This is a genomic window from Acidisphaera sp. L21, assembly GCF_009765685.1.
Classification (GTDB): domain Bacteria; phylum Pseudomonadota; class Alphaproteobacteria; order Acetobacterales; family Acetobacteraceae; genus LMUY01.
Map to the genome: position 1 here is coordinate 1 of NZ_LMUY01000032.1, position 25,261 is coordinate 25,261.

General features: G+C 68.6%; 30 protein-coding genes and 1 other RNA gene. 6 read left to right on the plus strand and 25 right to left on the minus strand.

Going from position 1 to position 25,261, the window contains the following annotated elements; translation table 11 throughout:
• From GSQ76_RS07660 to GSQ76_RS07715, 12 genes are all read right to left on the minus strand, one after another.
• On the minus strand, positions 1-193 hold a 193-nt coding region (locus tag GSQ76_RS07660), incomplete at its 3' end, for a biopolymer transporter ExbD (RefSeq protein WP_174247305.1).
• A gap of 3 nt (positions 194-196) precedes the next feature.
• On the minus strand, positions 197-916 hold the full coding sequence (gene tolQ, locus GSQ76_RS07665) for a protein TolQ (RefSeq protein ID WP_254070294.1): 720 nt from the start codon (positions 914-916) through the stop codon (positions 197-199).
• A complete protein-coding gene (ybgC, locus tag GSQ76_RS07670; RefSeq protein WP_174247306.1) occupies positions 909-1,319 on the minus strand; it encodes a tol-pal system-associated acyl-CoA thioesterase in 411 nt (136 codons plus the stop codon). The genes tolQ and ybgC overlap by 8 nt, the downstream gene beginning before the upstream one ends.
• On the minus strand, positions 1,316-2,365 hold the full coding sequence (gene ruvB / locus GSQ76_RS07675; RefSeq protein ID WP_158743327.1) for a Holliday junction branch migration DNA helicase RuvB: 1,050 nt from the start codon (positions 2,363-2,365) through the stop codon (positions 1,316-1,318). Before ruvB ends, ybgC begins: the two co-directional genes overlap by 4 nt.
• Positions 2,362-2,958, minus strand: coding sequence for a Holliday junction branch migration protein RuvA (ruvA, locus tag GSQ76_RS07680; RefSeq protein ID WP_158743328.1), 597 nt, complete (start codon positions 2,956-2,958; stop codon positions 2,362-2,364). Before ruvA ends, ruvB begins: the two co-directional genes overlap by 4 nt.
• The gene (ruvC, locus tag GSQ76_RS07685) at positions 2,955-3,461 is read right to left on the minus strand and encodes a crossover junction endodeoxyribonuclease RuvC (protein ID WP_158743329.1); all 507 of its coding nucleotides are present in this window, start codon (positions 3,459-3,461) and stop codon (positions 2,955-2,957) included. Before ruvC ends, ruvA begins: the two co-directional genes overlap by 4 nt.
• Positions 3,461-4,213, minus strand: a complete 753-nt coding sequence (locus GSQ76_RS07690; protein WP_158743330.1) for a YebC/PmpR family DNA-binding transcriptional regulator — start codon at positions 4,211-4,213, stop codon at positions 3,461-3,463. The genes ruvC and GSQ76_RS07690 overlap by 1 nt, the downstream gene beginning before the upstream one ends.
• 84 nt (positions 4,214-4,297) lie before the next feature.
• Positions 4,298-4,483: a hypothetical protein gene (locus GSQ76_RS07695; protein WP_158743331.1), complete on the minus strand. Its 186-nt coding sequence runs from the start codon at positions 4,481-4,483 to the stop codon at positions 4,298-4,300.
• 249 nt (positions 4,484-4,732) lie between these two features.
• Complete coding sequence (locus GSQ76_RS07700; protein ID WP_158743332.1) at positions 4,733-5,557, minus strand: TIGR00282 family metallophosphoesterase; 825 nt, start codon at positions 5,555-5,557, stop codon at positions 4,733-4,735.
• Between the two features lie 24 nt (positions 5,558-5,581).
• Positions 5,582-6,160, minus strand: coding sequence for a 5-formyltetrahydrofolate cyclo-ligase (locus GSQ76_RS07705; RefSeq protein WP_158743333.1), 579 nt, complete (start codon positions 6,158-6,160; stop codon positions 5,582-5,584).
• A gap of 10 nt (positions 6,161-6,170) precedes the next feature.
• Positions 6,171-6,328, minus strand: a non-coding RNA gene (ssrS, locus tag GSQ76_RS07710) — 6S RNA.
• Between the two features lie 9 nt (positions 6,329-6,337).
• Entirely contained in the window at positions 6,338-6,700 is a 363-nt protein-coding gene (locus tag GSQ76_RS07715) for a cell division protein ZapA (RefSeq protein ID WP_158743334.1), read from the minus strand.
• 260 nt (positions 6,701-6,960) lie between these two features.
• Here GSQ76_RS07715 and GSQ76_RS07720 point away from each other — a divergent pair, with 260 nt between their 5' ends.
• Positions 6,961-7,359: a hypothetical protein gene (locus GSQ76_RS07720; RefSeq protein WP_216850953.1), complete on the plus strand. Its 399-nt coding sequence runs from the start codon at positions 6,961-6,963 to the stop codon at positions 7,357-7,359.
• Between the two features lie 34 nt (positions 7,360-7,393).
• Positions 7,394-8,020, plus strand: a complete 627-nt coding sequence (gene thiE, locus GSQ76_RS07725; RefSeq protein ID WP_158743335.1) for a thiamine phosphate synthase — start codon at positions 7,394-7,396, stop codon at positions 8,018-8,020.
• On the opposite strand, the gene GSQ76_RS07730 is transcribed toward thiE, so the two are convergent.
• The 5 genes from GSQ76_RS07730 to GSQ76_RS07750 all read right to left on the minus strand — a co-directional run bounded on the left by GSQ76_RS07730 (position 8,021) and on the right by GSQ76_RS07750 (position 13,513).
• On the minus strand, positions 8,021-8,158 hold the full coding sequence (locus GSQ76_RS07730; protein ID WP_158743336.1) for a hypothetical protein: 138 nt from the start codon (positions 8,156-8,158) through the stop codon (positions 8,021-8,023). It abuts the gene before it with no gap.
• Positions 8,159-8,197: 39 nt separating this feature from the next.
• Positions 8,198-9,013: an SDR family NAD(P)-dependent oxidoreductase gene (locus GSQ76_RS07735; protein WP_158743337.1), complete on the minus strand. Its 816-nt coding sequence runs from the start codon at positions 9,011-9,013 to the stop codon at positions 8,198-8,200.
• Positions 9,014-9,042: 29 nt separating this feature from the next.
• The gene (locus GSQ76_RS07740) at positions 9,043-10,659 is read right to left on the minus strand and encodes an acyl-CoA synthetase (RefSeq protein ID WP_158743338.1); all 1,617 of its coding nucleotides are present in this window, start codon (positions 10,657-10,659) and stop codon (positions 9,043-9,045) included.
• 86 nt (positions 10,660-10,745) lie between these two features.
• On the minus strand, positions 10,746-12,623 hold the full coding sequence (locus tag GSQ76_RS07745; RefSeq protein ID WP_158743339.1) for a hypothetical protein: 1,878 nt from the start codon (positions 12,621-12,623) through the stop codon (positions 10,746-10,748).
• A gap of 5 nt (positions 12,624-12,628) precedes the next feature.
• Complete coding sequence (locus GSQ76_RS07750) at positions 12,629-13,513, minus strand: mitochondrial fission ELM1 family protein (protein ID WP_158743455.1); 885 nt, start codon at positions 13,511-13,513, stop codon at positions 12,629-12,631.
• 278 nt (positions 13,514-13,791) lie between these two features.
• Between GSQ76_RS07750 and GSQ76_RS07755 the strand changes: the two genes are divergently transcribed.
• A complete protein-coding gene (locus tag GSQ76_RS07755) occupies positions 13,792-14,928 on the plus strand; it encodes a DEAD/DEAH box helicase (RefSeq protein ID WP_158743340.1) in 1,137 nt (378 codons plus the stop codon).
• A gap of 40 nt (positions 14,929-14,968) precedes the next feature.
• Complete coding sequence (locus GSQ76_RS07760) at positions 14,969-16,114, plus strand: endo-1,4-beta-xylanase (RefSeq protein WP_158743341.1); 1,146 nt, start codon at positions 14,969-14,971, stop codon at positions 16,112-16,114.
• Here the strand turns inward: GSQ76_RS07760 and GSQ76_RS07765 are convergent.
• Complete coding sequence (locus GSQ76_RS07765; protein ID WP_158743342.1) at positions 16,111-17,034, minus strand: LysR family transcriptional regulator; 924 nt, start codon at positions 17,032-17,034, stop codon at positions 16,111-16,113. The genes GSQ76_RS07760 and GSQ76_RS07765 overlap by 4 nt on opposite strands.
• A gap of 113 nt (positions 17,035-17,147) precedes the next feature.
• On the opposite strand from GSQ76_RS07765, the gene GSQ76_RS07770 reads away from it, so the two are divergent.
• Together GSQ76_RS07770 and wrbA are read left to right on the plus strand one after the other, a co-directional pair.
• The gene (locus GSQ76_RS07770; protein ID WP_158743343.1) at positions 17,148-17,846 is read left to right on the plus strand and encodes a pirin family protein; all 699 of its coding nucleotides are present in this window, start codon (positions 17,148-17,150) and stop codon (positions 17,844-17,846) included.
• A gap of 24 nt (positions 17,847-17,870) precedes the next feature.
• Positions 17,871-18,470: an NAD(P)H:quinone oxidoreductase gene (gene wrbA / locus GSQ76_RS07775; protein WP_158743344.1), complete on the plus strand. Its 600-nt coding sequence runs from the start codon at positions 17,871-17,873 to the stop codon at positions 18,468-18,470.
• Between the two features lie 2 nt (positions 18,471-18,472).
• On the opposite strand, the gene GSQ76_RS07780 is transcribed toward wrbA, so the two are convergent.
• The 7 genes from GSQ76_RS07780 to GSQ76_RS07810 form a co-directional block, all read right to left on the minus strand.
• Positions 18,473-19,558, minus strand: a complete 1,086-nt coding sequence (locus GSQ76_RS07780; protein ID WP_254070295.1) for a glycosyltransferase — start codon at positions 19,556-19,558, stop codon at positions 18,473-18,475.
• Positions 19,555-20,784 carry a glycosyltransferase family 4 protein gene (locus GSQ76_RS07785; RefSeq protein WP_158743345.1) on the minus strand — a complete coding sequence of 410 codons (1,230 nt, stop codon included), beginning with the start codon at positions 20,782-20,784 and terminating at the stop codon, positions 19,555-19,557. The genes GSQ76_RS07780 and GSQ76_RS07785 overlap by 4 nt, the downstream gene beginning before the upstream one ends.
• A 56-nt stretch (positions 20,785-20,840) precedes the next feature.
• A complete protein-coding gene (locus tag GSQ76_RS07790) occupies positions 20,841-21,053 on the minus strand; it encodes a hypothetical protein (protein ID WP_158743346.1) in 213 nt (70 codons plus the stop codon).
• Between the two features lie 103 nt (positions 21,054-21,156).
• Entirely contained in the window at positions 21,157-21,810 is a 654-nt protein-coding gene (locus GSQ76_RS07795; RefSeq protein ID WP_158743347.1) for a hypothetical protein, read from the minus strand.
• Positions 21,811-21,871: 61 nt separating this feature from the next.
• A complete protein-coding gene (locus GSQ76_RS07800; protein WP_158743348.1) occupies positions 21,872-22,315 on the minus strand; it encodes a DNA polymerase III subunit chi in 444 nt (147 codons plus the stop codon).
• Positions 22,312-23,667, minus strand: coding sequence for a M17 family metallopeptidase (locus GSQ76_RS07805; protein WP_158743349.1), 1,356 nt, complete (start codon positions 23,665-23,667; stop codon positions 22,312-22,314). The genes GSQ76_RS07800 and GSQ76_RS07805 overlap by 4 nt, the downstream gene beginning before the upstream one ends.
• Positions 23,664-25,157 (minus strand): leucyl aminopeptidase, encoded by a 1,494-nt coding sequence (locus tag GSQ76_RS07810; RefSeq protein WP_158743350.1) that lies wholly within the window; start codon positions 25,155-25,157, stop codon positions 23,664-23,666. The genes GSQ76_RS07805 and GSQ76_RS07810 overlap by 4 nt, the downstream gene beginning before the upstream one ends.
• Positions 25,158-25,261 lie beyond the last annotated feature (104 nt).

The window sequence follows — 25,261 nt, forward strand, 5'->3', positions numbered from 1 at the left end:
CTTTATCGGGCGTGATGGGCGTGGCGCTGGCCTTGGGCAGATCCACGTTGACGCTGGATGTCATCAGCGGTGCGGTGATCATGAAGATCACCAGCAGCACCAGCATGACGTCCACCAGCGGGGTGACGTTGATTTCGGCCATGGCACGATAGCGCCCGCGTCCACGCCCGTTGCCGCCGAGTTGCACCGCCATGGCCTAGGCTCGCTCCTCGGACTGGCGGGACAGGATGGCGCCGAACTCGGTGCCGAAGCCTTCCATACGCGCGGCGAAACGGGACAGGTCGGTGCTGATCTTGTTGTAGGCCAGCACCGCCGGAATAGCCGCGACCAGGCCGATCGCGGTGGCGAACAAGGCTTCGGCGATGCCGGGTGCGACCACCGACAGGCTGGTGTTCTTGCTGGCGGCGATGGCGGAGAAGGAGTGCATGATGCCCCACACCGTGCCGAACAGCCCGATGAACGGCGCGGTCGACCCGACGGAGGCGAGGAAGATCATCCAACGCTCCATCCGCTCCAACTCGCGGCCGACGGTGACGGTCATGGCGCGGTCGACACGGTCGCGCACGCCGCCACGCACCAGATCGGCGCCGGCAACGCGGGAGGAGCGGCGCCATTCGCCCATCGCGGCGCCGAACACGGCTGCCACGGGGTGGACGGGCTTGGCACCCTCCTGCTCATACAACTCGTCCAGGCTGCCGCCGGACCAGAACCGGTCCTCGAACGCATCGGCCTGGCGGTTGGCGCGACGGATGGAGGTGACTTTTTCAAAGATGATCGCCCACACCCACACGCTGGCCAGCAGCAGGAGCAGCATGACGATTTTCACGACGATATCGGCCTGAAGGAACAGCGTCAGGATCGACAGGTCGCCCCCTGGGGGCAATGCTGCCGCTGCTGCAGTCGTCGTATCACCCACTCCGCATCTCCTCCAACGCCGTACGCCACCGAACCGGTATCCGCGAGGGCCGGCCATCCGCCCCCCGCACGCACGCCAACTGCACGTCCAGCCGCGCCACCGCCAGGTCGCCGACCGCGAATTCCTGCCGCAACGACGCCGTGGCGGCGCCGAGTTCGGTCGGTTCGGTCGTGACGGTGACGAGGTCGTCCAGCCGCGCGGGGCGCAGATAGTCCATTTTAACGCGTCGCACCACGAAGATCAGACCTTCTTCGCGCACCATTTGTTCATGCGGCACACCATAGTCACGCAAGAACTCGGTCCGAGCCCGCTCCGCGAAGGCCAGATACCGCGCGTGATACACGACGCCACCTGCATCCGTGTCTTCGAAATACACGCGGATATCGAGTCGGTGGCGGATCACGCATCCGGCCCCAAAAGATCGAGCAACGGGGCGGACGGCGCGGGCGGGACCAGGCCGATGTGGCGCCAGCCGGGTTCGCCCAGCATGCGGCCGCGGCTGGTGCGCAGGACCAGGCCCTCCTGGATGAGGAACGGTTCGATCACGTCTTCCAGCGTGTCGCGCGCCTCGTTCAGTGCGGCGGCCAGGGTTTCGACGCCGACGGGGCCGCCATGATGGTGTTCGGCGATGCGGCGGAGGTAGCGGCGGTCCATCGCGTCCAGGCCGAGTTTGTCGACCTCCAGCCGGGTCAGCGCCGAGTCGGCCTCGGCACGATCAACCGGGCTTTGCCCGGCGACGGCGGCGAAGTCGCGCACCCGCCGTAGCAGGCGCCCGGCGATGCGCGGGGTGCCGCGGGAACGCCGGGCGATTTCGGAGGCGCCGGCCTTCGTCAGTTCCACGCCGAGCTTTTCCGCGCCGCGGGTGACAATCAGTTCCAGTTCCTCGGCGGTGTACAGCACCAGGCGCAGGGGGATGCCGAACCGGTCGCGCAGCGGAGTCGCCAGCAGTCCGGCGCGGGTGGTGGCGCCGACCAGGGTGAACGGCGCCAGGTCGATCCGCACCGAACGGGCGGCCGGCCCCTCGCCGATGATGAGGTCGAGCTGGAAGTCCTCCATCGCCGGGTAGAGGACCTCTTCGATGGCAGGTTGAAGGCGGTGGATCTCGTCGATGAACAGCACGTCGCGGGGTTGCAGGTTGGTGAGGATCGCGGCGAGGTCACCGGCGCGCTGGATGACCGGGCCGGAGGTGGCGCGGAAGCCCACGCCCAATTCGCGCGCCACGATCTGCGCCAGGGTGGTTTTGCCCAGGCCTGGTGGGCCGTGCAGCAATACGTGATCCATCGCCTCCGCCCGCCCCTTTGCGGCGTGGATGAAGACACGCAGGTTCTCTCGGCTGGCCTTCTGGCCAATGAACTCGGCGAGAACTTGCGGACGTAGGGAGGCTTCGGCGGCGTCCTCCACCGCGCGGGCGGGGGAAAGCGGGCGGTCGCTGCCGGGTTTGTCGCTCATTGGGCAAGTTCTTTGAGGCTCTCACGGATCACCGCATCCAGCCGCGCATCCTCGCCCAGGCGATCGCGCACGCGGGTCACGACGGGATGGGCCTCCATGCGGCGATAGCCGAGGTTGGCGAGGGCGGAGATTGCGTCCGCCTCGATACCCTGGGGCGCGGGGGCGCCGGGCAGCATGATTCCGGTGGGCATGGCGCCGGCCTTGGTCGCCAGTTCCAGCAGCAATCGCGCCGCCAGCTTGGCGCCGACGCCGGGGGCGCGGGTGAGGCTGGCGCGGTCGCCGGCAGCGATGGCGTTCACCAGGTCGCGCGGGGACAGGGCGGAAAGCAGGCCCAGCGCCACCTTCGCGCCGACGCCCTGCACCGTGGTGAGCAGCCGGAACCAGTCGCGCTCGGATTGCTCGGCGAAGCCATACAGGGTGATGGCGTCCTCCCGCACCTGGGTTTCCACCAGCACACGGGCGACCGACGGGGGCATCGGCAGCGAAGACAGCGTGCGGGTGGAGGCGTGAACCAGGTAGCCGACGCCGGCCACGTCGATTATGCAGCGCCCCTCCTCCACGCCGCCGACCAGGCCAGTGAGTTGCGCGATCATGCCATCACCATCCCGCCGGCGACGCGGAGGCGGCTGGAGCGATGGTGGGCGTGGCAGATCGCCACCGCCAGTGCATCGGACGCGTCGGCGCGGCGGATGGTGGCGCCGGGCAGCAGGCGGCGGACCATCATCTCGACCTGGTCCTTCGTGGCGCCGCCGGTGCCGACCACGGCGGATTTCACCGTCTTGGCGCCGTATTCCAGCACGGGGATGCCGACCAGCGCCGGGGCGAGCAAGGCCACGCCGCGGGCGTAGCCGAGCTTCAGCGTCGCGGCGCCGTTGCGGTTGACGTAGGTTTCTTCCACCGCGGCCTCGTCCGGCTGGTATTCGGCGAACAGGGCGGTCAGGCCGTCATGGATCGCCTTCAGCCGCAGCGGCACACCCATCTCGGCGTCGGTGGCGATGACGCCGTCGCCGATGTGCATCAGGCGGTTGCCATCCACCGCGATCACGCCCCATCCGGTAAAGCGCAGGCCCGGGTCGATCCCCATGAGGCGGACCATCAGGCCGCCAGGCGCTCCATGATCTCGTCCGGGATCTCGGCGTTGGAGGTGACGGCCTGCACGTCGTCATTATCCTCCAGCGCGTCCAGCAGCTTCACCAGGGCGGCGGCACGCTCCGCGTCGTCCACGGTGACGGTGACGCTGGGGCGCCAGTCGAGCTTGGCGCTCTCGGGCGGGCCGAAGCGGGCCTCCAGCGCGTCGCGCACGGCGAACAAATCGCCGATGCCGCAGATGATCTCGTGGCCTTCCTCGTCGCTCTCCACGTCCTCGGCCCCGGCCTCGATGGCGCCCTCCATCATGGCGTCGGCATCGGCGGCCTTGGCGGGGTAAGCGATGGCGCCGACACGGTTGAACTGGAAGGCGACGGAGTTGCTCTCCCCCATCGTGCCGCCGTTCTTGTTGAAGGCGGTGCGCAGGTCGGAGGCGGTGCGGTTGCGGTTGTCGGTCAGCGCTTCAACGATCACGGCGACGCCGCCAGGGCCGTAGCCCTCGTAGCGGACCTCCACGTAGTCGTCGCCGGTGCCGGCATCGGTCGCCTTGCGGATGGCGCGGTCGATCGTGTCCTTCGGCATGTTCATCACCCGGGCGGCCACCACGGCGGCGCGCAGGCGCGGATTGGCCGCCGGGTCGGGCAGGCCGAGCTTGGCGGAGACGGTGATCTCGCGGATGATCTTGGCGAACTGGCGCGCCTTGCGGGCGTCCTGCGCGCCCTTGCGGTGCATGATGTTCTTGGAATGTGAATGGCCGGCCATGGGCCTGATATCTCGGGTGCTGTTGCCTGGGTTCGGGGTTCTATCAGCCCAAGCCGTTGCCCGCCAATTGCCGAATTGCGCCGGCTAAAAAGCGCAGCTGGCCCGGGTTGGGCAGGTGCCGGTGCCGGCCGGCGCATTGCGCAGGGTTCGCTCGCCCCCGCCAGCGCCGGCGGTGACGCCCGAGGACGGGATGCGGGCCACCGGCTGCGGCCCGCAGGCGGCCAGCAGGGTGGCCGCGGCCATGGCAAGAAGAAGCGCTACACGATTCATGCAAGTTCCCGGGTTCGGGCTGGGGGTGCCCGCCATTGTTCGTTGGGAACAAGGCAGGGTGGCAGGGGGCGGGGCGCTGGGTCCGGGGTGCGGCGGGGGCCTTCGTCGGTATCGCCCCGGGGACGACGACCGAGCCAAAGTTCCCGCGCCAAGACGAACACGACTACCGCGAAACTGAGTAGGCAAGCCCACATCACCTGCACTGCCGGGTTCATACCACCCTCCCCTCATCGACCTCATCGCGCTACATCACGCTGGCGCCACCGTCGGCATGATCTGAGACAAACGTCCGCCGGTGCGGATGGGTTCGACGCGCAGCGCCAACCCCGTCGCATCGTCGGTTTCGACGAACAGGCCGCACATCGTGGCGGGGCCCTCGGCGGGGGCTAGCCGTTCGCCAGGCACCTTGCGGATGAAGCGGGCGGCGGCGCCCTCCTTCGCCATGCCGATGACGCTGTCGTAGTCGCCGCACATGCCGGCATCGGATTGGAACGCGGTGCCGCCGGCCAGGATCTGGTGATCCGCGGTGGGCACATGGGTATGGGTGCCGACCACGAGCGAGACCTGGCCGTCGAAGCTATGGGCGTAACCGAGCTTCTCGCTGGTTGCCTCGGCATGGAAATCGACCACGATGGCGTGGACGTTCACGCCCATGCGGTAGCGGGCCAGGATGTCGCTGGTGCCGCGAAACGGGCAATCCAAAGGATCCATGAACAGGCGGCCCATCGCGTTCATCACCAGAGCGCGGCGATTGCCGGGCACCTCCACTACCACCGCGCCCGCGCCGGGCGTGCCCGGCGGGAAGTTCAGCGGGCGGATCAGCTTGGGCTGCTGCGCCATGTAGGGAATGATCTCCTTGCGGTCCCACGCGTGGTTGCCGAGCGTAATCACATCCGCGCCGGCCGCAAACAGGGCGTTCGCCATGTCCGGCGCGAGGCCGAAGCCGTGGCTCGCATTTTCCGCATTTACGATAGCCAGATCGATTCGCAGGGATTGGCGCAGGCCCGGCAGAGCGGCTGCCGCGCCCTCCCGGCCGCTGCGGCCGACGGTGTCACCTAGAAAAAGAATTCGCATCGGCGAATGCTGGCAGGAGTTGTTCTAGGTGGGAAGCGTGACGGCGCGGGGCTGGGCGGCGGCGATGAGTTCGCGCTCGGTCGCGATCCAGCCGAGCGGCAGGTCGGTGGGGCCGGTCGGGATGTCATCGCGCTCCTGCGCGGCGTGGGCGCAGCCGATGGCGCGGATGCCGGGTCGCGCCGCCAGGGTGCGGTCGTAGTAGCCGCCGCCATAGCCGAGCCGGTGGCAGCACCGGTCGAAGGCAAGCATCGACACCAGTAGCAGATCGGGGGCGATTTCGGGTCCGTCGGACGTCTGTGTGCCGAATCGCTCCGGCCGTAGCGGGTCGTCGTGGCCCCAGCGATGGAAGGTGAGCGGTTGGCCCCGTGGTGGGGTGCGCGGCAGGCCGACGATGTGCCCGGCGTCCCGCAATGCGCGCAGAAGCGGCGCGATGTCGACTTCGTGGCCGAGCGGGAGGAAGCCCGCGACGACCATGCCGGGCTGGATCAGGCCGCTTGCCAGCACTCGTTGGCAGACGACGGTACCGGCGGCCGGGTCACAACCCTGCAGCACGAGGCGCGCAGCCGCCCGCACCGCCCGCTTGCGGCCATCGAGCGGCATCATGGAAGGAAGTTGCGGAGCCACCGTGGCCGTTGGAATATGTCATCCTCCCGAGCCTGCCAGTGCAGGTGGGAACCAGATACCATGACCAGGATCATGACAGCGCCAGTCCCCGAGGAGAATGCTTATCGGCCCGGCGGATGAACGACCTGACGAACCCAGCAGCCCCGCCCGATCTATCTAGGGCTGATCGATGCTAGCTGCAATGTCTTCCGCCTTGCGCGCGAGCTTGGCGATACGATTACGGGTGCGTGCATCGGTACGCTCCGCCGTTTCGGGCGCGGAAGTGGCGGGCGGCGGCGGGGGCGTGGCGCCGGGCTGGCGTAGGCTGGCCAGTTCGATCGCGGTGTCGTGCAGTTCGTCGGCCATCAGCAGGGCCGCGAGCAGCAGCAGACGCGACTCTCCGCTTTGGCCGCCGAGGGCCTTGATGCTGTCGATTCGCTGTTCGACCTGGTTGGCCATCTCCATGAGATGCGCCTCCTGCCCGTCTTCACAGCCGACGTTGTAGGCGTAGCCGTTAATTTTGACGGTTAATTGCGCCATCGGTCAGGCCTCGACTTCAAGAGCGTCGCGTAATTGCCCGATCAGATTGTCGAGTCGCGACGCGATTGCTGCGATGTCGACCCCGGGAGTGGCTTCTGGAGCGGAGATTGTCCGTTGATTGTGTTGTGCGATTCGGTCCAACGCAGCCTCCAGCCGGGCTAGCGCGTCAGCCTCGTTCGCATCTCCGTCGGCCATGTAATTCCGTCTCCGAAGCTTCGTTTTGTTTGACCATGAAGCCCCGGACCGCTTGAACGTCAAGCATGAAGCGCCCCCCGGCCGTGGTCGTGCATGGTCTATCGCACCTGAAGCAAGCAATCGAGCCGGGTTTGCCGGTGACATTGCTGTCGGGCGCGGGGGCCGCGACCTATGCCGGGTGCGGCTGGTGGCGGGCGCTGATGGCGTTGGGCGCGGGGGAGAATCCGGACATACTGGATTGCGGGGACGCGCCAGGGCGCGCGATGGAGGCGTTGCGCGCCGGCTGCCGCCTGGTGCTGCTGGACCCGGCGGTGCCCGCCTGGGGCCTGGTCGCTGCCCGCGCCGCCGCGGCCGGGGCGAGACTGCTGGCCGACCGCCCGCCTGCATTGGACCTGGGCAAACCCGGCGCCCAACGCCGGCTGCGCGCCTGGCTGGAGGGTGACAGCACCGGACCGGTCGGGTAATCCGCGCAGATGAACAACCCGATCCGAGTATCCGTTGAGCGATAATGGTGGCTGCCAGCTGTATCTGGTGACGCCGCCCACCCTGGCCCCGGCGCGGTTTCGCGACATCCTGGCCGGGGCGCTGGATGCCGGCCCGGTGGCGGCCGTGCAGTTGCGGCTGAAGAACTGGTCGGAGGACGACCTGCTGCGTGCGATCGACATCCTGCGGCCCATCGCGCAGGACCGGGACGTCGCATTTCTATTGAATGACAATCCCGAACTGGCGGTGCGCAGCGGGTGCGATGGCGCGCATGTCGGGCAGGAGGACATGCCGACCGCCGAGGCGCGCCGGGTGCTTGGCAAGTCGATGCTGGGCGTCACCTGCCACGGCAGCCGCGACCTGGCGATGATGGCGGGCGAACAGGGCGCCGATTACGTGGCGTTCGGCGCGTTCTTCCCCAGCACCACGAAAGAACCGCCGGCCATGGCGGAGATCGAGCTGCTGACCTGGTGGTCCGAGCTGATGGAAATCCCTTGCGTCGCGATCGGCGGCATCACGCCACTCAATTGCGGCCCATTGGTGGAAGCCGGAGCGGACTTCCTGGCCGTGTCCGCCGCGGTGTGGGAGCACCAGGATGGGCCGGCCGCCGGGGTGAAGGCCTTCATCGCCGCGATGGGCTGATCAGCGTCCGGTGGATGTGGTGCCGCTGACGGGGTTGTAGTTGCTGGCCGAGGGAGGCTCGTGACCTGGCGTGGCGGGTTTGATGGCGCCACAGGCAGCGAGGGCGAGCAGGGCCGCGAGGAGAATGGAACGGGTCATGCCCGATCCAACGCCGGGTTGATAGCGACGTTCCGACAGCTAGTGCGGGTCGTCGCCGACGTGGTTGATGCCGGAGATGCGGCGGAAGGTCGGCAACCCCACGCCGGTTGCTTCGAATCCGCCGTCATTGGCTAGGGCCTGGCCGTTCAGATAGCTGCCCTCCTTGCTGCACAAGAAGCCGACGAGGTTGGCCATCTCCTCCGTCGTGCCGTAGCGGCCGAGGGGAATGGCGTCGTAATAATCGGTGCGGATGGCGACGCTGTGGACCAGCTTGGCCATTTCGGTTTCGACCGGGCCGGGGCAGACGGCATTCACGCGCACGCCGAAATTGCCGAGTTCGACGGCGTATTGCTTGGTCAGGTGGATGATGGCGGCCTTGCTGGTGCCGTAGGCGACCCGCAGGGTGCTGGCGCGCAGGCCGGAGATGGAGGCGATGTTGACGATCGCGCCGCTGGTCTGCGCCTTCATGATCGCACCGAAGGCTTGGGAACACAGGAAGGCGCCGCCGAGGTTGGTGCCGAGGACGTGGGACCATTCCTCGAAGGTGGTTTCGAGCGCGGGCTTGAACACGGCGACGCCAGCGTTGTTCACCAGGGCGTCGACCCGGCCCCACTTCGCCATGACGGCGGCGGCGGCGTCCGCCACCTGGTCCGGCTTGGACACGTCGCAGGGCACGGCAAGCACGCGGTCGGGTTGGTCGAACGTCGCCTCGGTCGCGGCGAGAGTGGTTTGGTCGATGTCGAGCAGGGCGATGTTGTAGCCGTGGGCCAGAAACCACTGACCGACGGCGAGGCCGATGCCACGCGCGCCGCCGGTGACGACGGCAACCTGGGTGATCTGGTCCGCGTTCGACATGCCCTGCCCCTTAAGCCGCTTTGTGTGACCTACGCCAAAACGCGCGCGCGGTCGCGTAGCAGGAATTTCTGCATCTTCCCGGTGGAGGTCTTCGGCAAAGGTCCGAACACCACCGTGCGCGGCGCCTTGTAGTGGGCCATGTGCTGGCGGCAGAACGCGATGATGTCCGCCTCCGTGGCGTCGATGCCGGGTTTCAGCGTGACGAAGGCGCAGGGGGTTTCACCCCATTTCACATCCGGGCGGGCGACGACGGCGGCTTCCAGCACTGCGGGGTGGCGATAGAGGACGCTTTCCACTTCGATGGTGGAGATGTTCTCGCCACCGCTGATGATGATGTCCTTGGCGCGGTCGCGGATTTCGGCGTAGCCGTCATTGTGCCAGACACCGAGGTCACCGGTGTGGAACCAGCCGCCCTCGAACGCGGCAGCGGTGGCCTTGTCGTCCTTCAGGTAGCCCTTCATCAGCACGTTGCCGCGCATCATCAGCTCGCCCATCGTGGCGCCATCCTTCGGCACCGGCACCATGCTGGTGGGGTCGGCGACCATCAGCGCCTCCTGCACGACGTAGGGGACACCTTGCCGGGCCTTCAGCGTCGCTTGTTCGGCGGCGGGGAGGGCGTCCCATTCAGTGTGCCATTCGCAGACGGTGTTGGGGCCGTAGCATTCGGTCAGCCCATAGACGTGGGTGACGGCGAAGTTGAGCTTCTCCATGCCCTCGATGATGGCGGCGGGCGGGGCGGCGCCGGCGGTCATGATGTGCACTTGGGTCGGACGCGGCTGCACGCCGGGTGCGTTGACGATCATGCCCATGATGATCGGCGCGCCGCACATGTGGGTGATACCCTCCGCATCGAGTGCATGCAGGATGGAGGCGGCGTCGGCCCGGCGTAGGCACACATGGGTGCCGGCGTGGGCGGTGATGGCCCAGGGGAAGCACCAGCCGTTGCAGTGGAACATCGGCAACGTCCAGAGGTAGACCAGGAAATGCGGCGCGGCCCAGGTGAGCAGATTGCCGAGAGCGTTCAGGTAGGCGCCGCGGTGATGGGTAATGACGCCCTTCGGCCGGCCCGTGGTGCCGGAGGTGTAGTTCAGCGCGATCGCGTCCCACTCATCGCCAGGCAGGGTCATCGGGAAATGCGGGTCGCCGCTGGCGAGGAACGCCTCGTATTCGATGTCGCCCAGGAGGTCGCCGGGCGGTGCGAGGGGGTCGTCGATGTCGATCACCAGGGGCCGTGCATGGGCTGGCAGCAACGCAAGCGCGGCGGCGATGGTGGGGGCGAATTCGCGGTCGGTGATGAGCACGCGGGCTTCGCCGTGGCCGAGGATGTAGGCGATGGTTTCGGCGTCGAGGCGGATGTTGAGCGCGTTCAGCACGGCGCCCAGCATCGGCACGGCGAAATGCGCCTCCAGCGTGGGCGGGGTGTTGGGCGCCATGACGGCCACCGTGTCGCCCTTGCCGATGCCGCGTTGCGCCAGGGCGGAGGCGAGGCGCCGGCAGCGTTCCGCGGTTTGCCGCCAGGTCGCCCGGTGCGCCCCGTGCACCACCGCCAGCCGGTCCGGATGCACGGCGGCGGCGCGGATGAGGAACGAGATCGGCGAGAGCGGCACGTGATTGGCCGCGTTCTTCGGCAGGTCGTATGGGCTCACGAGTGGTCTCCTCCCCGGCGCGATTGCTTCCCGCTCGGCAACGATGCCCCGACTATGCGGCCTGCGCCGAGACCATGCCAGGGGTGTCAGAAGCCGAACATGTGGTCCAGGGAGAAGCCGCCGCGGTCGTCCATGAGGCCATGATAGCCGAACAGGCGGCAGGTGCGGTCGTCGACCATGACGTGGCCGCGGGGGCCGGCGCGGCGGATCAGATCCTCGCCAAAGACCTCGTCCGGCCAGACCATGGCGGAGCCGGAGCAGGCGATGGCCAATGGGCGCTCGGCCAACACGGCGCCGTCGGCATCGTGCAGGATGAGTTGGGTGGTGGAGGTCGGGTGCCACTCGGCGGAGGCTGGGTAGATGAGGTGGGCGAAGGAGCGATGGGCGCCCTCCCCCAGTTTCAGGAACAGGCGGGTGGAAAGGCCGGGCGGAGGGCCGTTATAGGATTGCGGTTCGCCCTTGTAGGTCATGAGCGTGTTGAAGATGTGGGCGCCGAAGCTGGTTTCGGCGGCATGGCCGCTGCGGCGGTGCTCGTAGCGGGCGAGGCAATGCAGCCAGCCATCGGCGCCGCCGCCGTCGCGGAAATCATAGACCAATTCGGCGTGGCCGCCCTCGGCGCCAAGATCGGCGAGGTCGAGGGCCAGGTCGTGGTTGCGCGGGAGGCGGCCGAGGAAGCGTTCGGCGACCAGGCGGCCATCGGCGGCGAAGACGTCGATCCGGATGGGGAGGTCGGCCTGGGTTTCGGCCATCGGGGTCGGCTGCACGACGGTGGAGAATTGGTCGGGCGGGAGAACAGGAAAGGGCAGCAGATAGCCGCGGCCGAGCAGGTTGGAGAGGGCGGGGATGCCGGGGTCGGGGCGCAAATCGGCGCGTTCCACATTGACGTGGGCGATGCGGGTGCGGCCGTTCTGCACGACTTCGTAGCGGGGGCGGACCATGTGGCGGCCGGAGCGGAATTCGATCTGGGCGGGCCATTGGAGGCCGGGGAGCAGATCGGCCACGTCCAATGCCACGGTCGCGAAGGGGGCGATATCGCGGTCCAGCGTGATTGGCTGTTCGGCGCCCATGCGGTCCAGCGACAGGGTGCCGGCGGGGATAGGCGCGGCGTGGCTGTTTTGGACCCAAAGGATGACACGCTCGCCCTCACGCGGGGCGGGCAGGCCGGCGTAGCGGTCGGAGGGCCAGGCGTTGGCGTCGTGGGTGCAGGACAGGCTGGGTTCGGGGCCGGTGCCGTAGGTGTCCAGCGCGTATTTTACCACGTCGTGCCCGGCGACGCCGATGGCATGAATGAACAATTGGCCGCGGAATTCGGGCAGGCCGAAACGGGCGCGGATTTCGGCGCTGTCGATGGAGACGCCGCCGACGCCGGGGGGCAAATCCTGCTCCCACTCCGCCAGCACGGCGCCGGATTCGGCGAACAGGCGCAGCCAGAGGCGGACGGATTTGGCGCCGTAGCCGGCCCAGTAATTGGCGGTGACCAGCCGGGTGGAGAGGCCGGCGGCGTCGCGGAAGAAGGCGTAGTTCGTCGCGAAGTTGAGGGTGTCGAGGTATTTGCGCGGGTTGGTGAGCATCGCGGCGGGCAGCCTGGCCTCGTCCAACGTCACGATTTCCATGCCGGGCGGCAGCAGGGGGCGGATGCGATCGCGCAGCTTGTGGGCGTCGAAGCTGGCGACCAGCAGGGTGCCGGCCCGGGATTGGCGCAGATCGGTCAGCGGCTGGGCGCTGCGGCCGGCGCGGGGCTGGCCGATTTGCTGGGTGTCGTGGACGAAGACCTCGGCCGGGGCCGGCATTTCCGGATGCAGGGCGAACAGGGCGTCGGCCACGCCATCGGGGTCGTAGACGGCGAGTGGGCCGGTGAGGCCGGCGGCCAGGCGGGCGATCGCCTCGGCGGCGAGCGGGTGGGCGAACGCCTTGTAGAGTACGTTGCCGCCCTGCCGCGCGTCGAAGGTCCGGATGTCCAGCATGTTCGTCAGAATCCCAAGCGTTGGCGAAGGATATCGGCTGCCGCCTGCGTATCGTCCAGCGGCGATGTCGGCCACAGCTCCAATCGGCCGGCGAAAGTGCGCACGCGACCGTCCTGGCGCAGGCCATCGGTAAAGGCGCCGATGCGGCGGGAGCGGCCGGGCAGTTCGGCTAGTAGGACCGGGACGGAGGTCGCGACGGCTTCGGACACCATGGACACGCTGTCGGCCGTGACGATGATCGCGTCGGCGCAGGCGAGCATGCCGAAATAGGGGTTTTCCCCCTGCCCATCCCAGACCTGGGCGCCGAGTGGGATGAGTGCGTCACGCAGAGCCTGCTGCACCAAGGGCCCGGTGCGGCGGGAGGGTGTGAGGATCAACCCGACATGGTCGGCGGTCATCATGGTGGCCAGGGTCTTGGCGAGGGCGGCCCCCTCCCCTGCTTCGAGGCGAAAGCGGCCGTTGCTGCCGCCGACCAGCACCGCCACAAGCGGGCGCGGCAGGTGCGCCAGGCGGTCGGTCCATTGCAGGCGGGCGGCTTCCAGCCGCTCGGGCGTGGCGCGGTGCAGGGCGGTGCGGGTGACGATGACGTTGGGGCCGGTCAGTTCGTCATGCCGGTTCACCACCACTTGGTCGAAATGGCGGATGTCCATGCGGGGATGCTGGATCTGCACGGTCAGCTTGCCACGGCGGCGGAGCGCCTTCAGCACGGGAGCCGCCTTGCCGCCGCAGCCGATCGCGAGGGGTTCGGGAGGGGTTTTGAGCCGCACGGCGCGCAGGGGGGACGGCCAGAACTTGCCTGGCATCCACCACCAGGGCAGGCGCGGCTGCAGCGGGAGCATTCTGGGGTGCAACCCGGCGGCTTCGGCCAGGCCGAGAACCTGGGACCGCATGCCGGCAAAATCTTCGGCCAGGATGACGCTTTCCACGTTCGGCTTCTCGGCTAGCGTGGCGTGTTGCGTCAAGGCGCGTGCTGCAAGGCTGGTATTTTGTTGACTTTGCTGCGCTGCACGCTTATAGGCCCGGTTGCGCACCTCGAAGATCGAGCCCTGCCGTTTCCGAACGCAGCCTTAATCCACTCAGTGTCTAGCGCCGGTTCGTGGTCCTGTAGATCGCGATTGACGCTCCCGAGCACTCCTGCGATGGCGCGTCCGCTTCACGAAAGTCTTCAATGACATCCTTTCAAGACCTCGGCCTCGCCGCGCCCCTGCTTGGCGCGCTGACCACCGCTGGTTACACGACGCCGACTCCGATCCAGGAGCAGGCGATTCCGCACATCATGGCGGGCCACGACGTTCAGGGCATCGCCCAGACCGGCACCGGCAAGACCGCCGCCTTTGCTCTGCCGATCCTGCATCGCCTGCTGTCCGAGCGTAAGCACCCGGGCAAGAAGGGCACGCGCTGCCTCGTGATGGCGCCGACCCGCGAACTGGCCAGCCAAATCGCCGATAGCTTCCGTTCGTATGCCGCCGGGTCGCCGATCCGCGTGGCGCTGATGTTCGGTGGCGTGCCGAAGCCGCGTCAGGCTCGGGCCATGGACAATGGCGTCGACGTGCTGGTTTGCACGCCGGGTCGCCTGCTGGACCATTTGAACGACCGCGCCGTGAATCTCGGCACGGTCGAGTTCCTGGTGCTGGACGAGGCCGACCACATGCTGGACCTCGGGTTCATCGTGCCGATCAAGAAGATCGTGTCCTACATCCCGAAGGAGCGTCAGACGCTGTTCTTCTCGGCCACCATGCCGAAGGAGATCGAGAGCCTGGCCGCCGCCCTGCTGCGCAGCCCGGTGCATGTCGCCGTGACGCCAGTGGCGCAGACCGCCGACCGGGTGGAACAGGCCGTGGTGTTCGTGGAGGCCGCCCGCAAGCGGGCGCTGCTGTCGTCCATCCTGAAGCGCAAGGACATGGGCCGCACGTTGGTCTTCACGCGCACCAAGCATGGTGCCGACAAGGTCGTGCAGCATCTGGAGGCATCCGGCCAGCCGGCGGCCGCCATCCATGGCAACAAGAGCCAGGGCCAGCGAGAGCGTGCCTTGGCCGCGTTCAAGAACGGCAGCGTGCGCGTGCTGATCGCGACCGATATCGCCGCCCGGGGCATCGACGTCGATGGCGTGACACACGTCATTAACTTCGACCTGCCTAACATTCCGGAGAGCTACGTGCACCGCATCGGCCGCACGGCGCGCGCCGGGGCTTCTGGCATGGCCATCAGCTTTTGCGACGCTACCGAGCGGGCGCATCTGCGTGGTATCGAGAAGCTGATCCGCGCCCGTCTGCCGGTGGCAGAGCCGGAAGCGCTCGCAGCCTGACCTAACCAAATCGGGGCGGGTCAGCGGAGGAATTGAACCGATGGCCTTGCCCCAAGATGTTTTGCCGATCGGTCGCCGTGCGATCCTGGCTGGGTCGGCGGCGATGATTGCAGCGGCTGGGCCGGCCCCGAAGGCGGGGCTTAAGCCTGCTGCGACGCCAGCCCCCAAGCCGGAACCGGGGCTGAATGCGTTAGCGATGGGGGGCAACCGATTTTTCGGCGCCGCCATCGACAGCCGTATCCTGGCCACCGACCGCCCCTACATGAACAGCGTGCGCGCCGAATGCGGCGTGGTGACGGCCGAGCGCGCGTTCAAATGGGGCGTGCTGCGGCCCAAGGCCGATAAATGGGACTGGAAGCCGGCCGACGCGCTGATGGAGTTTGCCGGCCGCCGCGGCATCCAGGTGCGCGGGCACACGCTGCTGTGGCACGAGGATAATCCGGATTGGCTGGTGAAGGACCTCACCTCCGCCAATGCCGAGACATTGCTGACGGCGCACATCAAGGGCGTGATGGCGCATTGCCGCAACCGCGTCGTGCATTGGGACGTGGTGAACGAGGTGCTGGACCCGAAGAGCGACCGGCCGTTCGGGCTGCGCGACACGATCTGGTCGCGGGCGATGGGGCCGGATCTGCTGGACGTGGCGTTCCACGCCTGCGCCGAGGCCGATCCCCTGCCCCTGCGCTGCATCAACGATTTCGGACTGGAGTATACCTGGCCCGAACATGAGAAGAAGCGGCAGGACATGCTGGCCCTACTGTCGCGGATGAAGGCGCAGAACGTGCCAGTGCAGGCGCTGGGGATCCAGGCGCATCTGGAGGCGGGGGTCACCGATTTCGATCCGAACCGGCTCGCGAAGTTTTGCGCCGACGTCGCTGCGCTGGGGCTGAAGATCGTCATCACCGAGTTCGATGTGCGCGACAACCGGATTGCCGGCGATGCCGCGGCGCGGGATGCGGCGGTGGCGAGCCATGGCAAGGCGTTCCTGGACGTGGTGCTGGATTGCCCGGCGGTGCTGGGGGTTTTGAGCTGGGGGCTGTCGGACCGGCGCACCTGGCTGAACGATGCGATGCCGCGCGAGGACAAGCAGGCGCAGCGGCCCCTGCCCCTAGATGCGGCACTGAAGCGCAAGCCGCTTTGGAACGTGTTGGCGGAGGCGTTTACCAGTTTGCCGGCGCGGGCCTAACCCGGCGACGCGCCGTAGGCCCAGGGGGCGCGGCGGAAATGCTGGGCCAGGGTTTCGATCAATGCCACCACGCGCGCCGGACGCACGGCGCCGGGCGGGGTGACGACGTGCAGGCCGGTGGGGGCCATTTCCCAGCCGGGCAGTAGCTCGACCAATTGGCCGTCGCGCACCTGCTGCCAGACCAGGAATTCCGGCATGATCGCGAGGGCGATTCCGGCCGCCAACGCTGGCAGGGCAACGTCGCCATTGTCCAGATAGAAGCGGCCGGTCATTCGGACGGCAAACTCGCCCTCAATCGGATGGCGAAATTGCCAGGCGCCGGCGTTGGCAACTTGGGTGAATAGCAGCGCGGGCAATGCCTCCAACTCACGTGGATGGGTGGGCATGCCGTGTTGGGCGATGAAGGTGGGGGACGCCACCAGCACGCGGCGGATCGGGTAAAGTTGGCGGGCGCGGAGGGACGAATCCTCCAGCACGCCGATCCGCAGGGCCACGTCGATCCCCTCGGCCACCAAATCCATCTTGCGGTCGGTGAGCCGAAGATCCAGGGAGATCTGCGGGTATTTGGTGAGGAATTGCGGCAGGATCTCGCCTAGATTGGCGATGCCGAAGGACAAGGGCGCGGTCAGGCGAATCAGGCCGCGGGGTTCGGCGACGCGCTCCGTAACCTCGGCCTCGACTGCCTCACCTTCGGACAGGATGCGTTGGGCGCGGTCGAGCGACACCCGACCACTCTCGGTGAGGGAGAGGCGGCGGGACGATCGGTGGAATAGGGGTGCGCCGAGACGCGCCTCCAGCCGGGTCACCGCTTTGGAGATCGTGGCTTTGGACAGGGCCAGCTCGGCGGCGGCGCGGGAGAAGGAGCCGAGTTCGGCGACTTTGGCGAAGATAGCCCAAGCTTCGAAGTCTGGCAGGGACATTGTAGTGATTCTGGAAACGATGGTTTTCGATCGTAGCCGTTTCTTCGCTGATCGATAAGGGCCATCTTGCGCTCACCGGCAACCCAGCAGTGTGCCGGTCAGGAGTAAGGACCATGATCGAAGTTCGGCCGTTTGCCGGCCTCGGTGGCGCCAATCACGGCTGGTTGGATGCCAAGCACCATTTTGCGTTCGGCAGTTACCGCGATGCCAAGCGCACAGGTTGGGGCGCGTTGCGGGTGTGGAACGACGATACCATCGCGGCCAACAGCGGCTTCCCGCCGCACCCGCATGCGAACATGGAGATCATCACCTATGTCCGCGAGGGCGCGATCACCCACGAGGACAACCAGGGCAATCGCGGCCGCACCGAGGCGGGCGACGTGCAGGTGATGTCCGCCGGGTCGGGGATCGCGCATGCGGAATACAACCGCGAGAGTGAGACGACGCGGATTTTCCAGATCTGGATCATGCCGAACGAGACTGGCGGCGCGCCCGCGTGGGGCGCCAAGCCGTTCCCGAAGGATGACCGGTCCGGCCGGTTCGTGCCGCTGGCCAGCGGGCTGCCCGGCGATACCGACGCGTTGCCGATCCGCAGCGATGCACGGGTGGCGGGCGCGCGGCTGAAGGCGGGGGAGATGGCGAGCTACACGCTGGGCGCCGGCCGGCACGGCTACCTGGTTCCCGCCACCGGCAGCATCGAGGTGAATGGCGTGCGCGCCGATGCCCGCGATGGTGTCGCGATCAGTGACGTCGAGACGCTCAGCGTGCGGGCGATCGACGATGCCGAGATCGTTCTGGTCGACATCGCGTAGTTTCATCCTATCAGGAGAGAGTTCATGGCTAAGGTTCTAGTGCTGTATTATTCCACCTACGGGCATATCGAGCAGATGGCAGAGTCCGTCGCCGCCGGGGCGCGTGAGGCGGGGGCCACCGTCGACGTCAAGCGCGTGCCGGAGACGGTGCCAGAGGAGGTCGCGCGTGGCGGCCACTTCAAGCTGGACCAGGCGGCGCCGGTTGCGACCGTTGCGGAGTTGGAGGGCTATGACGCCATCATCATCGGCGCGCCGACCCGGTTCGGGCGGATGCCGTCGCAGATGGCGGCGTTCCTGGACCAGGCGGGCGGGCTGTGGGCGCGTGGCGCGCTGAACGGCAAGGTCGGCGCGGCGTTCACCTCGACGGCCAGCCAGCATGGTGGGCAGGAGACGACGCTGTTCTCGCTGATCACCAACATGCTGCATTTCGGGCTGGTGATCGTAGGGCTGCCCTACTCGTTCCAAGGCCAGTTGAAGCTGGACGAGGTGACTGGCGGCAGCCCGTATGGGGCCACCACGATCGCGGCCGGCGATGGTTCGCGCAAGCCGAGTGCGAACGAGTTGGCGGGCGCGCACTTCCAGGGTGCGCACGTCGCACAGGTGGCGGCCAAGCTGTTCGGCTGAGCCTAATCTGTGGGGCGGGGGAGAGGTCCGCCCCATAGTGTCTGCAATTTCCCGGCGAGGTCGGTCACGCTTGCTTGCCAGGCGTGATCGGGCTGGGGCTCGCCTGGCGGTGGGGGGTTGGTTACCAGGCTGTTGATCGCACGGGCGAGGTCGGCGGCATCCAGATCGCAGAGCCGGGCCTGGGGTGATCTGGCCAATTGCTCGGCCAGGCCACCGACGCGGGTCGAGACGATCCAGCGGCCGGCGGCGACCGCGGCTGCGGCAACACCGCTCTGGCTTGCCTCGCGGTGGGACAGCACCAGGGCGTCTGCCCAGGCGAGTAATTCCCCGACCTCGTTCTCTGGCACCCAGCGGTTTTCGACGGCGACGCCTTGCAGGCGGCGCAGCGCGTCGAGTTCGGGGCTTTCGGGTCCAGTGCCGACGACGCGCATTTCGACCTGGCCCGGCGGGATGAGCGACATTGCCGCGGCCAGCAGGTCTAGCCCTTTGTAGGGTAGCAGCCGCCCGAAGCTCAGCAGGCGCAGGGTGCCGCCATGCGCCATGGGTGGGTCGGCTGGGCGGCCATAATCCAACGGGGAAAGGCGCGCGCGAAACACCGGGCGCCCGGGTGCGATACTGTCGAGTTGGTCGGCCACGTGGCCGCTGAGTCCCACCAAGGCCGCGGCGCGACGCAGCAGGCGGCGTTGCAGCACGGCTTGCATGGGCAGGATGTCGCCGGGATGCAGCGTGGCGTCATGCACCGCCACGACGTAGGGCACGCCTACGCGGCGCAGTGCCGATGCCATCAGCAAATCCAGCGGCGCGGGCATGGCGCAGATCGCGCCATCCAGTTGCAGCGGGCGCAGGCGACGGGCCAGAGCTGGGGCGTCAACCGGGATGCTTACCATGCGGCGCGCCCAGCCGGCGAGGCCCGCATAGGTTTGCACGGGCAGGTCGCAGTCGGGCAAGCCGGCCTGCATGATCTCCGCCCCGGTGGAGAGCGACAGCGAGACCGTCGCGCCGGGCACGCACCGCAGCGCCCGGGCGAGTTCCAGCGCGTAGCGTGGGCCGGCGCCGCGGCGGCCCCATTGCCACACCAGCAGCCTCACAGCCCGATGTCTCGCAATGCCGCCGCCAGGGGGGCCGAGCCTAAACGCTGCCGTGCCGCCGCTTGCGCCCGGGCGCCTAGGGCCGTGCGGGCAGGCGCGTCGTCGGCCAGGCGTCGCAGATGGGCAACGGCAGCGCCGATATCGGCGTCGGCCCACATGGCGCCGGGTGCCTGGAACACGCCGCGTGGGTCCACCGCGGGGACCAGGCGGTATGGTACCAGCGCCGCGGTGTCCTCGTCCATAAAATCGGTGTTACCGGACCAGTTGGTGGCAATGACGGCGCGGCCCAGCAGCATGCCCTCGGCCGGCACCAGGCCGAAGCCTTCGCTGCGGTGCAGGGACAGGATGATGTCGGCGCAGGCGGTGAGCGCGTGGTTGTCGGGGATGGACAGGGTGCGGGTTTCGAAGCGGATGTTCGCGGCACCGCCGGCGGCATCGCGCAGGCGCTGCATGTCCGAGCCGAAATGGCCGGTGTGGCCGATCTTCATGAGCAGCACCCGGTCCGGCCGATCGCCGAAGGCCTGGCGGAAGGCCTGGATCGCAGCGATGGGGTTCTTCCGCTCGAATGACGAGGCCAGGCTGAACGAGCACAGCGCGACCACGGCCTCCGCCGGCAGCCCGAAGGCCTGGCGGTCCATCGCGGAGGGCACCGGGGGGCGGGACGCGACGCAGTAGGGGACGACGCGGACGCGGCCGGGCATCAGCGGCTCCAGCGCGGCAGCGGTGAAGCGGGAGGGCGCCCATACCTCGTGCACGAAGCGCACGCCGGTTGCCCAGTTGGGCGGCGGCACGGGCAGTTCCCAGGCCCAGCAGCCGATCACCCGGCGGCCGCGCAGCAAGCCGCGCGGCAGGCGCAGCAGGGCGGCGGCGACGTGGGGGGCGTTGACGTGCAGCACCAGCGGGGCGCCGGGCGGGAGAGTGCTGGCGTCGGTGACGCCGATATCCTCGGTTTCGCCGGGTAGGCGGAGGCCGGCGCGCAACGGCCAGCCGGGGACGCCCAGTTCTTCCAGCCCGGCCAGCATCAGGCGAGCACCCTCCCCCAGGCCGGAGGCGCGGCCGAGTTCGCCGGCGACGATCAGGCCGGATTTTGCGGGCGGTGGCGGTTGGGTCGGGCGTGGGGCCAGCAAGGCGGTGCCATGCGCCAACACGCTGCGGCGCGCGTCGGGCGGCAGCAGGCGCCACAGCCGGTGCAGCGGGTGAAGCCGGGTGGAAGGGGGCGACGACATGCCCGGGTTCTGACCGGGCGCGCCGCGACGGGCAACCCCGGGCGGTTAGCCCGGCGTCACACCAGGCGCATCACGTCGGCCCAGTAGGCGCCCCAATCCGCGTTGGCCCAGGCAGCGTCCTCGTGCATCGCACGGGCGAAACAGAATGCGGCGTCGCCGCTGGTGCGGCGGAGGTAGCGGGCCATGGCCGCGGGGCTGCTCGCCGGGTCGTCGGTAAACAACACGGGCACAGGGATCGGACGGGTGGGCTGATGCTCGACGATCTGCATGCGAGGCTCCCCTGCGTTCTGCTGCTGAGAAGACTACGCGCGGCTCTGTGTCGCGGATGTGGCGGAAACCTTGCCAAACGCGACAGATTGCAATTGTGGCGCTTTATTGGTCGACCGAGACCGAGCCATCCCGGGCGAAACTGTAGGTTCCGGTCCGGTTGGTGAAATTCTGTAGGATGGTCTGGCGCAGATAATCCACCCGCACGTTGACGGAGGCCGGGTCCAGCGCGCCGAAGGCCGGCTGGACATGCACGTTGGCGGTCTGCCCGCCACCGAGGTCGATGGCGACGGTATAGCCGTTTGGCGACTTCACCATGCGCCAACGTGTGCCTTGGGCGGTGACGGCGGACCAGCCGGTTGGCGCTGCCACGACGGGCGGAGTAGCCGCCGGGTCGGTCGGGGACACCACAATCGGCGGGGTGCCGGGTGGTGTGGCCGCTGGAGTCGCGGGGGTCGTACCGGGTGGTGTCGGCGGCACAGTCGCGGGCGCGTTCGGGTCGGGCTTGGCGGCGGCGGCGCGCAGGCGCTGCATCACGGCATCCAGATCGCCCGGGGTGGCGGGGGGCGTCGTCGCGGCGGTGGGGGTGCCCGGGGTGGGCACTGGGGCGTCGTGGATGACGAAGCCGGTGGATGGCGCCGGGTCGCCCGCGTTCAGGATCCGCGGCTCCGGCCGTTGGCCGCCGCCCGTGGGCAGCATGACGAACACCACCGCAATGGCTGTCGCCGCGGCCACTGCAAGGAGTGCGTATTTCAGCATGGTCGGTTGCGTTCCATAGAAGCCATGTAACGGACGCAACCCTGGCCGAAAAGCGGCAGCTTCACGCTTTTTTCTGCCATCCGCGTTCGCCTTGCTGCCAGTAGGTCAATTGATGCCCCGCGGCCTTGCACGCCGTCCACCGCAAACGGGCCGCGGCGAGTTGCCCGGCATCCTCCCCATCGAACAGATCGAACACGCGATCGAACGCCGCCGGGTCGGCCTCGGCGCCATCCAGGCGGAACAGGAAGCGGGCGCCGTTGGGGGCTTCCGGCACCAGGGTGAGCCAGACGGGCTGCCATTCAGCCTCCCCGGATGCGGCGCTGCCGTGGGGCAGCCAGTCGGGGTCGGCGCTGGCCCATAGCGCCTCGTCCAGCGCGCGGAGGCGGGCGTCGCTGCCGCACAGGACGACGGCGCGTTGGCCGGCGGCCAGGGTGCGGCCCAGCAGCTTGGGCAGCGCCTGCTCCGCCGTGGAGCGGGTGAGATGGTAGAAGCCGATCTCGCTCACCGATGCGGGTCCTCGAAGCATTGCGCGATCAACCGGTCCAGCAGCCGGACGCCGAAACCGGAGGGGCCGGCGGCGTAGCGGTCATCGGCGGTCTCGCGTGCCTCCATACCGGCGATGTCCAGATGCGCCCAGGGCGTTTGCCCGACGAATTCGCGCAGGAAGGCGGCGGCGTGGCAGGCGTCGGGCTGGCCGCGACCGGGGACGCAGTGGCGGATGTCGGCGATGTCGGACTTCAAATCGTCACGGTGGCTGGTGCCGATCGGCATGCGCCAGACGGGCTCGCCGATCTCGGCGGCGCAGGCGGCGAGTTGGGTGGCGAAGCCGGCATCGTTGTCGAACAGCCCGGCCATCTGGCTGCCCAACGCGGTGACGATGCTGCCGGTGAGCGTTGCGAGGTCAATCATCGCGGCGGGCTGCAGGTGACGGACGGCCCAGTCCAGCGCGTCGGCGAGCACCAGGCGACCCTCGGCATCGGTGTCCACGATTTCGACCGACATGTCGCTGCCCATGCGCAGTACGTCGCTGGGGCGGTAGCTGGCGGCGCCGGTGGTGTTCTCCGCCAGCGCCAGCACGGCGGCGGCGGGCGCGGGGGAGCGGCGGGTAGCCAGCGCCAGCATCGCCCCGGCACAGGCGGCGGCGCCGGCCATGTCGGCGCGCATTTCCTCCATCCCCCTGGCGGGCTTGATGCAGATGCCGCCGGTGTCGAAGGTGATGCCCTTACCGACGAACACCACCGGGTCGGCGTCGATGGTGCCGGGCCAGCGTAGTATCACCAGGCGCGGCGGGTGGACCGAGCCGGCGCCCACCGCCAACAGGCCGCCCAACCCGGCGCGGCGCAGGGCATGGCCTTTCAGCACCTGCACCTTCACCCCGGCGACGGCCAACGCGTCCAGCCGATCGATGAAGCCGTTGGGCGTGAGGGTGTTGGACGGCTCGGCGACCAGGTCACGGGCGAAGGCGACGCCGTCCAGCACCGCCGCTTGCGGCCGCCAGGCGCGACGCAAGGGGCCGGGTGTGTCGGTGAGGAGGTCCAGATGCGTGAGGCGGTGAGCGTCCTTGATGATACGCAGCCGGTCGTAGCGCCAGGCGCGCAGGCACACGCCCGTGGTGAAGGCGACGGCGTCGGCCGGCGACAGCGCGCGCAAATCCAGGGTGGCGCGCTTGCCGTCCAGCCGGGCTGCGGCCAGTGCGCCTGCGGCTTCCGGGTCGGCACCGAGCGCCACCAGCCATTGGCCGCCGACGAAGGCCGCCTCCCCATTCCGGGCGGTGAAGCCCGGCCGGGGCTGGCCGACGGGCACCGGCAGCACCACGGGGCCGTGCGGCGTGCCAGGGGCGATGCGGACGCGCATCATTCGGCGGCAGCGTCGCCCTCGTAATGCTCGGCCACCAGACGGTCGATCAGGCGGACACCGTAGGCGGTGGCGCCTTTGGGGATGGTGGGTGAGTCCTTGCCGCTCCAGGCGGTGCCGGCGATGTCCAGATGCGCCCAGGGAACGCCGTTGACGAAGCGCTGGATGAAGCAGGCGGCGCTGATCGAGCCGCCGGGACGGCCGCCGACGTTCTTCATGTCGGCGATCTCGCTCTTGATCATCTTGTCGTAGGCATCGCCCAGCGGCATGCGCCATAGTTTCTCGCCCCAGGCGGTGCCGGTGGCGAGGAGCTTTTGGGCCAGGGGTTCGTCATTGCTGAACAGCCCGGCATATTCGTGGCCGAGGCTGACGATGATGCCGCCGGTCAGTGTCGCAAGGTCGACCATGAAGGCGGGCTCGAACCGTTCCTGGCAGTACCAGAGCACGTCGCCCAGGACCAGGCGGCCCTCGGCGTCGGTGTTGATGATCTCCACCGTTTGGCCGGAATAGCTGGTGACGACGTCGCCGGGGCGCTGGGCGGCGCCGCTGGGCATGTTCTCGACCAGGCCGACCAGGCCCACCACGTCCACCTTCGCCTTGCGCCCGGCCAGGGCCGCCATGGCGCCCACCACGGCACCGGCGCCGGCCATGTCCCACTTCATGTCCTCCATCCCGCCAGCGCCCTTGATGGAGATGCCGCCGGTGTCGAAGGTGACGCCCTTGCCGATGAAGGCGAGCGGCTTGGCCTTGCCCTTCTTGCCCTTGGGCGCGCCGTTCCAGCGCATGACGACCATCCGCGGCTCCGTCACGCTGCCGAGCGAGACGCCCATCAGCATGCCGAAGCCCATCTTGGTCATCTCTTTCGGGCCGAAGACTTCGACCTTCACGCCCAGCTTTTCCAGCTCCTGGCAGCGCTCGGCCATTTCGGCGGGGAACAGGACGTTGGGCGGCTCGCTGACCAGGTTGCGGGCGAGGAACACGCCGTCGGCGACGGCGGACATCGGCTCCCACGCAGTCACGGCGGCGGCGGGGTCGGCGGATAGGATCGACAGGGCGGCGAGCTTGGGCTTGTCGTCCGCCTTCTCCTTCGTGCGGTAGCGGTCGAACCGGTAGGCGCGCAACACGGCGCCCATGGCGGCGGAGGCAGCAAGGTCGGGCGACAGCGTGCCGGTGGCCAGGGCGGCGTCGGTTTCGGACGCAAGCGCGACGGCGGCGGCGCCACCGGCTTCCTCGATGGCGAAGGCGGTCAGTTCCTCGGGCTTGCCGATGCCGATGGCGACGACACGGGACAGGCCGCCGGCCGGGGCCAGGATCGTGCAGGTCGAGCCCTTCTTGCCGGTGAACTTGGCCGCGGCGAAGGCGCGGGTCAGCGCGCCACCGGTCGCCTGATCGGCCTCGGCGGCGACCCCCGTCAGCACCGGGCCGTCCGGCACCAGCAGGGCGAGCGCGCCAGACGCCGGAACGGTGGCTTGGGCAAAATCGATGGCGAGCATGAGCGGACCCCGGGATATGCAGACAATGCGGGACTGTAGCAGCGACCCGGATGTTTGCCAGGGTGGGGGCGCGTGCGTAGACTCCCGCTTCGTCATGCCCGGAC